The following is a 12,125-nucleotide window of genomic DNA, read 5'->3' as shown; positions in this document are numbered from 1 at the left end:
TTCTGTTTTTGTCTTGCAGCTAAGAATGTCTCTCTAAGGCGGCACCGGCAAACTGTTCTTTGATTTCTGCGCTCCGTTTAGCTGTTTCTTCAATACAGTGAATAATTGCTTCTTCAAAGCGGGAGTCCTGTAAAGCGCGAAGACCTGCCTCTGTAGTGCCCCCAGGACTGGTGATTTCTTTACGCAGCTTTTCCGGCTGTTTGCCGCTTTGAAGGAGCATATCTGTTGCCCCTGCCATTGTCTGCAAAATGAGTGCTTTTGCCGTTTCTTTATCTAATCCTACTTTTTGTGCCGCTTTTTCCATCGCCTCAATATAACGATACACGTAGGCCGGGCCGCTGCCTGCGATTGCAGTGACAGCGTCAAGATGCCGCTCCTCAACCAGTGTTGCATCACCGATTGTTTCCAATAGAGCTTTTGCGGCAATAATATCATTCTTGCTTGCTTCCGTGCTTACGGAAAATCCGGTTGCTGATTTTCTGATTGCCGCTGATGTATTAGGCATGACGCGAATGACCGCGAGCTTTCTGCCAAAATAATGCTGAATGGTTTCGATGGTAAGGCCTGCAAGTACTGAAATTACAAGCTGGTCCTTGATATACGGCCGGATGCTGTCGATGCTTTCCGCCGCGTCTTTCGGTTTGAAAGCGAGGATAATGATATCGGTGTGAGTGAAAAACTCATTTTTATCTCTGCATGGACGCACGCCGTACGTTTCCTTTAATTCAATCAGGCGCTCGTCATTTGAGCGATTTGTAATATAGATATGTTCTGGTTTTGTGATGCCGCTTTGCAAAATGCCGTTGATCATTGCTTCTGCCATTGACCCGGCGCCGACAAATCCTATCTTTTTCATTGATATCCTCCTTCTATCAGAACAACAAAAAACCTTTTCATCACGTAAAGGACGAAAAGGTTCGCGGTACCACCCTCATTAGCACAAATTGTGCTCAGCTCAAATCCCGTAACGCGGGAAACGTTTAGGTTTTCCTAACCGCGACTTGAGGGCAGGTTCTACAAACAAGCGGGCCGCAACACCTTTCAGCCGGGGGTATCGCTCTCTTAGGCCATTGCCTTGTATACTATTCCTCGTCATAGCGTTCCAATGGTTCTCGTTTTAGTTTGTTGTTCATTATGCAATGGCGGATAAGCTAATGTCAATAGCTTTTTCAAAAAGGTTTGTTCTCATTCTGCAATAATGACACAAGACCGAGAAAAAGCTAAAATATGAATAATGAATGAAGACAAGGAGCGAAAGGATGACAACTGAAGATGTAATTGCGATCCGCGTCCCGACGCCGTTTGCTGTCGGCGATGTTATCGTTTACCTCGTAAAAGGTGATGCACTGACACTTATCGATGCCGGGCCGAATACAAAAGAGGCTGCCAGAGTCTTACAAGAGCAGCTTGCCGCTGTAAATGTGAAAATGTCAGATATCGAGCAGGTTGTACTGACTCACCATCATGCTGATCATGCAGGCTTGCTTGATGTCTTTTCAGATGAAATCGAAGTGATTGGGCATGCATTCAACGAACCTTATATCAGCCGAAATCAAGCCTTTATGGATTGGCAAAAACGTTTTTTTCAAAAGCTGCTGCCTGAATTAGGCGTTCCATTTGATACGGGGAAGGCGGAAAAGCTGATTCGATCAGCGTACGCATTTTCCTGTACGAGATCTCTGACAAAATCAATCAGAGAAGGTATGGGCATAGATGGGCTTGAGGGCTGGTCTGTGTTGGAGATGCCTGGACATGCTGAATCGCATATCGTTCTGTTCCATGAAAAAAGCGGAAGGATGCTTGGCGGCGATCTACTGCTGGCCAACAGCTCGTCTAATCCGATTTTGGAAGCGCCGAAAACGGGAGACGTCAGGTCAAAGCCTTTAGTGGATTATCAGCGGTCATTGCGAAGGCTGTCTCAACTTGATCCAACAATCGTATTTCCTGGTCACGGCGAGCCTATCACCAGTGTACAAGCGCTGATTGAGAAGCGTTTTGACAAGCAGAGGAACAGGACGGAGGATGTGCGTCGCATGCTGGATGAAAAGCCGATGACCGCTTTTCAGGTCTGTCAGCAGCTTTTTCCTGCTGTATATGAAAAGGAATTGTTTTTAACGATGTCAGAAACGGCAGGTCACCTTGATGTGTTGGAGGCTGAAGAAGCCATCACGTCATATTGGGAAGGAAATACCGCATACTTTAAAACAATGAAGAGGTGAAATGGGTGAAACATATAGCGGGAAAAAGGATTTGGATAACCGGCGCTTCAGGAGGGCTTGGTGAAAGAATCGCATATTTATGCGCGGCTGAAGGAGCCCATGTCCTGCTGTCGGCTAGACGCGAGGATCGTTTGATAGAAATCAAAAGGAAAATAACCGAGGAATGGAGCGGACAATGTGAGATTTTTCCTCTGGATGTCGGCCGCCTAGAGGATATCGCCCGGGTCCGCGATCAGATCGGCTCGGTTGATGTACTGATTAACAATGCGGGCTTCGGTATATTTGAAACGGTTTTAGACTCTACATTGGATGACATGAAAGCGATGTTTGATGTGAATGTCTTCGGCCTGATCGCCTGTACAAAAGCGGTGCTTCCGCAAATGCTTGAGCAAAAAAAGGGCCATATCATCAATATCGCCTCTCAAGCGGGGAAAATCGCAACACCGAAGTCGAGCCTGTATTCCGCGACCAAACATGCCGTGTTAGGTTACTCAAACGCTTTGCGGATGGAGCTTTCGGGAACCGGCATTTATGTGACAACAGTCAATCCGGGACCGATTCAGACGGACTTTTTTTCCATTGCTGATAAAGGCGGGGACTACGCCAAAAATGTCGGCCGCTGGATGCTTGATCCTGATGACGTGGCAGCTCAAATTACAGCTGCAATTTTTACGAAAAAGCGGGAGATCAATCTTCCGCGTTTAATGAATGCCGGCACTAAGCTGTATCAGCTGTTTCCAGCTCTTGTAGAAAAGCTGGCAGGACGCGCGCTCATGAAAAAATAATGATGGAACTGCCTGTGGTGGAGTGGCTTGTTTCTCACGAGGCAGTTTTTGATAGTGGAAGGGAGAGATTGTTGAATGTCAGTTCATTCAGAAGTCCTTCATGCTCTGCTTAAAGATCCGTTTATTCAGAAACTGATTGATGCAGAGCCTGTATTCTGGGCAAATTCAGGCAAGAAAGAAGGGCCATTACCCCGTGCAGATGAGTGGGCAACCGAGATAGCGGAAGCGGAAAAAAGAATGCGGCGGTTTGCACCTTACATTGCCGAGGTGTTTCCTGAGACGAAAGGCGCTAAAGGAATCATCGAGTCTCCGCTTTTTGAGGTTCAGCATATGAAGGAAAAGCTGGAAGCGGCATATCAGCAGCCATTTCCGGGAAGATGGCTTTTAAAGTGCGACCATGAGCTTCCGATTTCAGGATCGATTAAAGCGAGGGGCGGGATTTATGAAGTGTTAAAGCATGCTGAAAATCTCGCGCTTCAAGAAGGAATGCTTCGGGAAACCGATGATTACCGCATCTTACAGGAAGAGCGGTTTACCGGGTTTTTCTCCCGCTATTCGATTGCTGTCGGTTCGACAGGAAATCTAGGTTTAAGCATCGGCATCATCGGCGCGGCACTCGGGTTTCGTGTGACAGTGCATATGTCCGCCGATGCTAAGCAGTGGAAAAAGGATCTCCTCCGCCAAAAGGGAGTCACTGTTATGGAGTACGAAACAGATTACAGCGAAGCAGTGAACGAAGGGAGACGGCAGGCGGAACAAGATCCATTCTGTTATTTTATTGATGATGAATATTCTCGACAGCTGTTTTTAGGATATGCTGTTGCCGCAAGCCGATTAAAAACACAGCTTGACTGTATGAATATAAAGCCAAGTCTTGAGACGCCCTTGTTTGTGTATCTGCCGTGCGGAGTCGGCGGAGGACCGGGCGGTGTAGCATTTGGGCTGAAGCTTTTATACGGAGATGATGTTCATGTGTTTTTCGCAGAACCAACTCATTCACCTTGTATGCTGTTAGGGCTTTATTCAGGACTTCACGAGAAGATCTCCGTCCAGGATATCGGCCTGGATAATCAGACGGCTGCTGACGGACTTGCCGTAGGGAGGCCGTCAGGATTTGTCGGCAAGCTGATTGAACCGCTTCTGAGCGGCTGTTATACGGTAGAGGACAATACGCTTTATACTTTGCTTCATATGTTGGCTGTATCTGAAGATAAATATTTAGAGCCTTCTGCTCTTGCCGGCATGTTCGGGCCGGTTCAGCTTTTTACGACAGAAGAGGGAAGGCACTATGCTCAGAAATATAAGATGGAACATGCCGTACATGTCGTCTGGGGAACGGGAGGAAGCATGGTTCCAAAAGATGAAATGGCTGCGTATAACCGAATCGGTGCTGATTTGCTAAAAAAACGAAATGAAAAATAAGCAGACAGTGAAAAGGTTTTCCGTTACAATCTTTGTAAGGGTTTTAACCTACAGAGAGTCAGGTGTAAACAGTGAAAAATAAAGAACTTAACCTACATACTTTATATACACAGCACAATCGGGAGTCTTGGTCTGGTTTTGGGGGGCATTTGTCGATTGCTGTATCTGAAGAAGAGGCAAAAGCTGTGGAAGGATTGAATGATTATCTATCTGTTGAAGAAGTGGAGACGATCTATATTCCGCTTGTTCGCTTGCTTCATTTACATGTCAAGTCTGCGGCTGAACGCAATAAGCATGTCAATGTTTTTTTGAAGCACCCACATTCAGCCAAAATTCCGTTTATTATCGGCATTGCCGGCAGTGTCGCAGTCGGAAAAAGCACGACGGCGCGGATCTTGCAGAAGCTGCTTTCGCGTTTGCCTGACCGTCCAAAAGTGAGCCTTATCACGACAGATGGTTTTTTATTTCCTACTGCCGAGCTGAAAAAGAAAAATATGATGTCTAGAAAAGGGTTTCCTGAAAGCTATGATGTAAAGGCGCTGCTTGAGTTTTTGAATGACTTAAAATCAGGAAAGGACAGCGTAAAGGCCCCGGTGTATTCCCATCTAACCTATGACCGCGAGGAAGGTGTGTTCGAGGTTGTAGAACAGGCGGATATTGTGATTATTGAAGGCATTAATGTTCTTCAGTCGCCCACCTTGGAGGATGACCGGGAAAACCCGCGTATTTTTGTTTCCGATTTCTTTGATTTTTCGATTTATGTGGATGCGGAGGAAAGCCGGATTTTCACTTGGTATTTAGAGCGTTTTCGCCTTCTTCGGGAAACTGCTTTTCAAAATCCTGATTCATATTTTCATAAATTTAAAGACTTGTCCGATCAGGAGGCTGACGAGATGGCAGCCTCGATTTGGGAGAGTGTCAACCGGCCGAATTTATATGAAAATATTTTGCCGACTAAATTCAGGTCAGATCTCATTTTGCGTAAGGGAGACGGGCATAAGGTCGAGGAAGTGCTGGTAAGGAGGGTATGAAATTGTGCATCATATTGAACTGTATGTCTCTGATTTGGAGGCGTCTAGGCGGTTTTGGGGCTGGTTCTTAAAAGAACTTGGCTATAAAGAGTATCAAAAATGGAGCTCAGGCATCAGCTGGAAGAAAGATCGTTTTTACCTAGTGATTGTGCAGGCGAAAGAGTCATTTCTAGAGCCGGAATACCATAGATGCCGAGTCGGTCTGAACCATCTCGCATTTCATGCTGAATCCAAGCTTCAAGTCGATCAGATGACTGAAAAATTGACGGCAAAAGGCTATCGTGTGTTGTACCGAGACAGGCATCCTTTTGCCGGAGGAGACGGGCATTATGCAGTCTTTTGTGAGGATCCAGACCGGATTAAGGTAGAGCTCGTTGCCCCAAGCTGTTAATCGTGATCTTCGGACAGGCTGTTCAGCTTTTTCTCAATGCGATCCAGCTGCGCTTTTCGGTTTTTCGCATACTTGAAGCCTGTAACAGCCGCAAAGATGACAGCGGCAAATATAATAAATACAAACAGCTGAAACATCACATCACCTATATTCATGTTCTTCACCTCATGTTTGCGGGAGAGATTCATTCTCTTCCGTTTTTTATGTAAAGCGGCTTTTCCAGACGGGAACGGTGTTTTGTGGTCTCCATTTTCATTTGCCGATAGGCGAACGCTAAAAATGGCAGGCCGAGCAGGGTAATGCCGCTCAGGACAGAAAAAATAAAAATCGGCCTGTCAGCGCCAAACAGGTCTATACAGATCCCCCCGATCCAAGGGCCGATGACGTTTCCGAGCTGTGAAAAACCGATTGCCCCGAAATAAGTGCCTTTTAATCCTGGTTTTGCAATCTGGTCTACATACAAATCCATCATAGAGAATAAAAGAACTTCGCCGATTGTAAATGTGATGACAATCATCACAATTGATGGAACACCGTGCGATACGGTGAAAATGGCCATGCTGATACTAACCATCACATTACCGAGCATCAGAGAACAAAGCGGCGAAAACCGTTTTGCAAAATGGACAATGGGAAATTGCGTCGCCAACACAACGATTGCGTTTAATGTCAGCATCAGCCCATACAGCTTCGTTCCATTGCTGATCAAGGGGTTCTGTGCCATATACTGAGGGAATGTGGAACTGAATTGTGAGTAGCCGAAGGTGCATAGCGTAATGCCGACCAAAGCAATGGTAAAAAGATAATCCTTTTGCGTGACCATAAACGCTTCCCGCACGCTCATATTTCGGGACTGGGCTGGTGCTGATAAGGATGGATGTTTTTTAAATTGGAGGGCAAGCACAATTCCGTATAGTCCGTAAATGACTGCAGGCACCAAAAAGGGCGTAGTCGATTGCGATGAGCCGAAATATAGGCCAAGCACAGGTCCGAAGACAACGCCGATATTAATAGCTGCATAGCGTAAATTAAAAACTAGCAGTCTCGTTTTTTCTTCTGTCATATCAGACAGCAAGGCCTTTGAAGCGGGCTCAAACAGTGATTTGCAAAGACCGTTTAATGCGTTAACTACAAAAAACACCCAGAGATGAGATGCCGCCGCAAAGCCTGCAAATACCAGCATCCATCCGAAAATCGATACAAGCATCATGTTTTTTCTGCCGAATTTATCTGAGATATATCCGCCGTAAAAGCTTGCGAGGATGCCGACTGATGAGCTCGCGGCAATGACCAGCCCTGCATAGGAAGCTGATGCGCCTTGGACGGCTGTCAAATAAATCGCTAAAAAAGGAATGCTCATCGATGTTGCCATTCTGCCGAAAATGGTTCCGATTATAATTGTCCAGCTGATCGGGTGGATATCTTTCCATTTCTTCATGAATTATATTCTCTCCTGTCTATCATATATGAAAAAATTTCCTTCTCCAATAGATCATTCAAAATATTTCGTTTTTGACATGTAGTATGCCTGATTGTATGGATGGCAATATACTATGCGTTGAGGATGCGTGTGGCTGACGGGGTTTACATCTTGAAATTGAAGAAGGAAAATGACGGGATGTCCGATGAAAAGCAAAGCGATTGGTCTGTGAGAGTGTGTTAGTTTAAGCCGCCAGGACGTAGATCATATCGGCAGTGAAACCGGCTATGAGATCAAGATGTAAGCTGAAAACCGATGGACCGCATGACAGAACAAGAGAGCACATCTCTTCGAAAAAGTGTATACGCGTGATCATGGACAGCTTATTCCGTTTTGCGCGAACATTGAGGGAAATTTTATGGGCCATATGAATCTATGGAGCGTGAGAAAATCCTGCTTTTTCTGTAAGCCTGAGACTGTTTATTTGTTTCAGGCGGTGTTTTCAAAGGGAAGCCGCATCAGCGGCTGAAAGAACTGACAGTCATGCGTTTAAGAGAACAGGCCTTGGTTTGTGACATAGTCATAAATGATATCTTCTATATGCGCATGCAAATCCTCATCTGGTTCTTCATTCCGTCTCTCTTGTAGAGCCGCTTTCAGGCTTTGTTTTTCATACGGGCTTAACGGATCTATAGCAACGTTTCTGCCGTATTGCCGCAATGCCTGTTCCATCATTTTTTCGACAAATTTCTCCATCATGACTCTCCTATCCTTATGCTTCGCTTTTATTCTACTAAATGTTTTTCTTCTCTCAAACCCTTGGATCATATTTTCTGTCAGACAAGAATCATTTACCAGTATAAAACGAACATACTTTCGCATATAATGAAAAACGAACATAAGTTCTTTTTAGAGGTGTGTATGATGAAAGAAAAAGTGATTTTTCTCGTTGACATGCAATCGTTTTATGCATCTGTAGAGAAAGCGGAAAATCCACATTTGAAAAATAGGCCCGTCATTGTTTCGGGTGACCCTGAAAAAAGGGGCGGAGTCGTATTGGCTGCCTGCCCGCTGGCGAAACAAAAGGGTGTGGTGAATGCTTCACGGCTGTGGGAGGCGCAGGAAAAGTGTCCTGAGGCTGTTGTGCTCCGGCCGCGTATGCAACGGTATATTGATGTATCACTGCAAATTACGGCCATTCTAGAGGAGTATACAGACCTTGTGGAGCCTTATTCTATCGATGAACAGTTCATGGACATTACAGGCAGCCAGAAGCTGTTTGGGACGCCGATGGAGATCGCGAAAAGCATTCAGGGCAGAATCATGCGGGAGATCGGCGTTTATGCACGGGTCGGAATCGGCCCTAACAAAGCGCTGGCCAAAATTGCGTGTGACAATTTTGCAAAAAAGAATACGAACGGTATTTTTACCTTAACGAAAGAAAATATGAAAACCGAAATGTGGCCGCTCCCGGTGGGCAGCATGTTTGGCGTCGGGAGCCGCATGAAGCATCATTTAAATCGAATGGGCATCAGCACGATCGGCGGGCTCGCGGCTTTTCCGCTCGATCTTTTAAAAAAGAAATGGGGCATTAACGGCCACGTGCTGTGGATGACGGCAAACGGAATCGACTATTCCCCTGTGTCAACTTCGTCTCTGGACGGGCAAAAGGCGATAGGCCATGGAATGACTCTCCCGAGAGACTACGAACACTTTGACAAAGAAATCAAGGTCGTATTGCTTGAGCTGAGTGAAGAAGTGTGCAGGCGAAGCCGAAACGCCGGGGTCATGGGGCAGACGGTGTCAGTGAGCTGCCGGGGTGCTGATTTTGATTGGCCGACGGGCTTCAACCGGCAAGTGAAGCTGGCAGAGCCGACTAATTCTACGCAGGATGTATATGAGGCTGTACGCCGGCTGTTTCTTACATTTTGGGACGGGAAACCTGTCCGCCGTCTCGGTGTCAATCTGTCTCAGCTCTCATCTGATGACATATGGCAGCTCAATTTATTTCAGGATTATGCAAAGAAAATGAGCCTAGGCTATGTGATGGACGGCATTAAAAATCGATTCGGCGACACAGCAATCATCAGGGCGGCGTCACTGACAGCGGCAGGCCAGGCATTTGAACGTGCGGCTAAAATAGGGGGGCATTATAAATGAACGATCATTTAAAAAGGGGCAACCTGCTGTGGGAAGGGAGCAGGATGTTTCTGCCGGAACATAAGCAAAGCCTGCTGGAGAGAAAGCGACTTAAACAGAAGCTGCAAAAGCCGATCCTTGACCCCGATAAGCTGGAAGAGATGAATCAAACGCTTTGCGCCGCGATGGAGTTCGCTCAGGATATCACTGTCAGCTGCTTTCAGGACGGTGAGATTGTCCGCTGCACCGGGAAGATCTGCCGGTATGAAGAGTTTGAAAAAGCAGTATGGATAAAAGGAGACGAGGATCAGCTTTATAAGCTGAGACTTGATCAAGTGCTTGATATTGTGCTGTAAAGTCTCTCCTCCTGCTTGGGGGAGAAATAGGCTAAAATGATGAAACATTGTTCCCTCGGCAGTCTGGAAACGTATGATAAAGGAAAGAAGGCATTTACAATTCCAGCCAGGCAAAATATAATTTTTATATTGTGAGAAAAAGAGCTGACATTCGTTTTGCCAGACGGAGGGAGATCAAATCGTAATGGATATTCGAACAATCACGTCTTCAGATTATGAAATGGTAACGTCTGTACTGAATGAATGGTGGGGCGGCAGACAGCTGAAAGAAAAATTGCCGAGACTATTTTTTGAGCATTTTCAGGACACAAGCTTTATTACATCCGAACATAACAGCATGACGGGATTTTTAATCGGATTTCAATCGCAATCGGATTCTGAAACGGCGTACATTCATTTTTCCGGTGTGCATCCAGATTTCAGAAAAATGCAAATTGGGAAACAATTGTATGATGTATTTATCGAAACAGTAAAACAAAGAGGCTGCACCCGGGTAAAGTGCGTCACTTCACCTGTGAATAAGGTATCAATCGCATATCACACAAAATTGGGGTTTGATATTGAAAAGGGCACCAAGACGGTAAATGGCATCTCAGTGTTTGCAAACTATGATGGCCCAGGCCAAGACAGGGTACTGTTTGTCAAAAACATATGAGGGGGAAATATGATGAATTTTTTATCAAAAACACCTGAGCCTCCTTACTATGCAGTCATTTTTTCTTCTGTCAAAAGCGAAAATGACACAGGATATGGAGAAACAGCGGAGCGGATGGTATCGCTTGCGGCGGATCAGCCTGGATTTTTAGGCGTGGAAAGCGTACGTGAAGCGGATGGAAGGGGCATCACAGTTTCCTATTGGGACAGTATGGACGCAATTAACCATTGGAGGCATCACACTGAACATCAAGCAGCAAAAGAAAAAGGAAAAAGCGTTTGGTACGAGTCGTATGCAGTCCGCGTCGCAAAAGTCGACAGACAGCGGCTGTTTCAGGAGAACACGAATGATTGAATTTCTCCAGCATAAGGAAGATACGATAGCGCGTGAGATTTTAGCCGTACAGATCCCCGCCTACATAAAGGAAACAGAGATTATCGGTTTTGACGGTATTCCCGCTTTACAAGAGAAGGTGAAGGATATTCAAGCATCCCATGAACGGTTTGCGGGATATCGGAAAAACGGCAAGCTGATCGGTGTCATTTCATATGAGAAAAACATGCATCATCTCACCATTTGCAGGCTTGTTGTGCATCCTGACGGTTTCAGAAAAGGAATTGGACGAGCACTTCTGCAATTTGTCATTGATTATAATGAAGACACTGAGAAAATCGAAGTAGTCACAGCCGAGAACAATACCCCGGCCGTGTCACTCTATACACAGGCTGGATTCCAAAAGGCAGAAACCGTCAAAGCAGCGCAGGGTCTATTGCTGTCGGTCTTTCATTTGTATCCGAAAAGAAAAGTTGAGGTCATTCTCTACAACGAAAAATGGGCAGAATGTTTCGATGAAGAAAAAGAACGGCTGAAACTTGTGTTCGGGCCGGAGATTATCGCTGTTCATCACATCGGAAGCACATCAATACCGAACATGGCAGCGAAGCCAATCATTGATATGTTAATTGAAGTCAGAAGCATTGAAGCCGTGAGCCAATTTGATGAACAAATGAAGGCTAACGGCTATACACCAAAAGGTGAGAACGGCATAGCGGGCAGGCGTTATTTCCAAAAGGGCGGAAATAAACGCACTCATCATGTCCATATGTACGAACAGGGAAACCCTGCTATTGAAAGGCATCTGTTATTCAGAGATTATCTCAGAGCTCATCCAAACATAGCGAAAGAATACGCCGTTCTCAAAAAACGGCTGGCGGCCCAGCATCCTGACAGCATCAATCAGTACATACAAGGGAAAGATGAGTGGATCAAGACTGCAGAAGAAAATGCGAAGCGGTGGAAAAAAGGCAGAAACAATGCGAATGGCAGTGTTGTATGCTACAATAGCGAAAATGATGAAAACGGGGGTTTCACCTTATGAACATACATGTGACAGATGTAGCAAAACAGGCACTGCAGCAGGCGTTTGACGCCAACCCGGGGAAAAAAGCCCAGCTTCGTTACGATGCAGAAGGATGCGGCTGCGCGGTAAGCGGTGTCCCGACAATCTGGCTGGCAGAAGAATTAACGGGACAGTGCGAGCAGCTGGAAACGAACGGCATTCCGCTGTATATCCAATCGTCACAAAAAGTGTTTTTTGACGATCAAATGACGATCGATTACAATGAAAAAGCCAAAACATTGGCGCTGAAAAGCCCGGCTGAAATGCTCAGCCCCAGAATGAGCATATTAGTAAAGTAGGAGACGCGA

The 12,125-nt window shown here is 45.8% G+C and carries 15 protein-coding genes; 11 read left to right on the top strand and 4 right to left on the bottom strand.

From position 1 onward, the window contains the following. Window positions 1–19 precede the first annotated feature (19 nt). The gene (gene proC / locus AC0OMA_RS12010) at window positions 20–856 is read right to left on the bottom strand and encodes a pyrroline-5-carboxylate reductase (protein ID WP_014477264.1); all 837 of its coding nucleotides are present in this window, start codon (window positions 854–856) and stop codon (window positions 20–22) included. Between the two features lie 403 nt (window positions 857–1,259). Between proC and AC0OMA_RS12005 the strand changes: the two genes are divergently transcribed. The 5 genes from AC0OMA_RS12005 (at window position 1,260) to AC0OMA_RS11985 (ending at window position 5,848) form a co-directional block, all read left to right on the top strand. Next, complete coding sequence (locus tag AC0OMA_RS12005) at window positions 1,260–2,219, top strand: MBL fold metallo-hydrolase (protein ID WP_015384034.1); 960 nt, start codon at window positions 1,260–1,262, stop codon at window positions 2,217–2,219. A gap of 5 nt (window positions 2,220–2,224) precedes the next feature. Continuing rightward, complete coding sequence (locus AC0OMA_RS12000) at window positions 2,225–3,004, top strand: SDR family oxidoreductase (RefSeq protein ID WP_015483409.1); 780 nt, start codon at window positions 2,225–2,227, stop codon at window positions 3,002–3,004. Window positions 3,005–3,079: 75 nt separating this feature from the next. Then, window positions 3,080–4,426 (top strand): D-serine ammonia-lyase, encoded by a 1,347-nt coding sequence (gene dsdA, locus AC0OMA_RS11995; protein ID WP_015384032.1) that lies wholly within the window; start codon window positions 3,080–3,082, stop codon window positions 4,424–4,426. Between the two features lie 71 nt (window positions 4,427–4,497). Beyond that, window positions 4,498–5,457: a type I pantothenate kinase gene (gene coaA, locus AC0OMA_RS11990; protein WP_003245966.1), complete on the top strand. Its 960-nt coding sequence runs from the start codon at window positions 4,498–4,500 to the stop codon at window positions 5,455–5,457. A 4-nt stretch (window positions 5,458–5,461) separates the two neighbouring features. Beyond that, entirely contained in the window at window positions 5,462–5,848 is a 387-nt protein-coding gene (locus AC0OMA_RS11985; RefSeq protein WP_015384031.1) for a VOC family protein, read from the top strand. Here the strand turns inward: AC0OMA_RS11985 and AC0OMA_RS11980 are convergent. From AC0OMA_RS11980 to AC0OMA_RS11970, 3 genes are all read right to left on the bottom strand, one after another. Then, the gene (locus AC0OMA_RS11980; protein WP_014477259.1) at window positions 5,845–6,003 is read right to left on the bottom strand and encodes a hypothetical protein; all 159 of its coding nucleotides are present in this window, start codon (window positions 6,001–6,003) and stop codon (window positions 5,845–5,847) included. The genes AC0OMA_RS11985 and AC0OMA_RS11980 overlap by 4 nt on opposite strands. Before the next feature lie 29 nt (window positions 6,004–6,032). After that, a complete protein-coding gene (locus AC0OMA_RS11975; protein WP_015384029.1) occupies window positions 6,033–7,286 on the bottom strand; it encodes an MDR family MFS transporter in 1,254 nt (417 codons plus the stop codon). A 531-nt stretch (window positions 7,287–7,817) separates the two neighbouring features. Then, a complete protein-coding gene (locus tag AC0OMA_RS11970; RefSeq protein ID WP_014477257.1) occupies window positions 7,818–8,024 on the bottom strand; it encodes a YqzH family protein in 207 nt (68 codons plus the stop codon). 165 nt (window positions 8,025–8,189) lie between these two features. Between AC0OMA_RS11970 and AC0OMA_RS11965 the strand changes: the two genes are divergently transcribed. From AC0OMA_RS11965 to AC0OMA_RS11940, 6 genes are all read left to right on the top strand, one after another. Beyond that, on the top strand, window positions 8,190–9,428 hold the full coding sequence (locus AC0OMA_RS11965) for a DNA polymerase IV (protein WP_080030675.1): 1,239 nt from the start codon (window positions 8,190–8,192) through the stop codon (window positions 9,426–9,428). After that, the gene (locus AC0OMA_RS11960; RefSeq protein ID WP_003230403.1) at window positions 9,425–9,763 is read left to right on the top strand and encodes a YolD-like family protein; all 339 of its coding nucleotides are present in this window, start codon (window positions 9,425–9,427) and stop codon (window positions 9,761–9,763) included. The genes AC0OMA_RS11965 and AC0OMA_RS11960 overlap by 4 nt, the downstream gene beginning before the upstream one ends. Before the next feature lie 184 nt (window positions 9,764–9,947). Beyond that, the gene (locus AC0OMA_RS11955) at window positions 9,948–10,418 is read left to right on the top strand and encodes a GNAT family N-acetyltransferase (protein ID WP_015384025.1); all 471 of its coding nucleotides are present in this window, start codon (window positions 9,948–9,950) and stop codon (window positions 10,416–10,418) included. 9 nt (window positions 10,419–10,427) lie between these two features. Continuing rightward, window positions 10,428–10,772 (top strand): antibiotic biosynthesis monooxygenase family protein, encoded by a 345-nt coding sequence (locus AC0OMA_RS11950; RefSeq protein ID WP_003230407.1) that lies wholly within the window; start codon window positions 10,428–10,430, stop codon window positions 10,770–10,772. Beyond that, window positions 10,765–11,796, top strand: coding sequence for a bifunctional GNAT family N-acetyltransferase/GrpB family protein (locus AC0OMA_RS11945; RefSeq protein ID WP_015384024.1), 1,032 nt, complete (start codon window positions 10,765–10,767; stop codon window positions 11,794–11,796). The genes AC0OMA_RS11950 and AC0OMA_RS11945 overlap by 8 nt, the downstream gene beginning before the upstream one ends. Further along, complete coding sequence (locus AC0OMA_RS11940; protein WP_015384023.1) at window positions 11,793–12,116, top strand: iron-sulfur cluster biosynthesis family protein; 324 nt, start codon at window positions 11,793–11,795, stop codon at window positions 12,114–12,116. The genes AC0OMA_RS11945 and AC0OMA_RS11940 overlap by 4 nt, the downstream gene beginning before the upstream one ends. The last annotated feature ends 9 nt before the right edge of the window (window positions 12,117–12,125 follow it).

Source organism: Bacillus sp. AMCV2 (assembly GCF_056033925.1).
The sequence above is the reverse complement of the archived record's forward strand: the minus strand, read 5'-3'. Positions and strand labels throughout refer to the sequence as shown.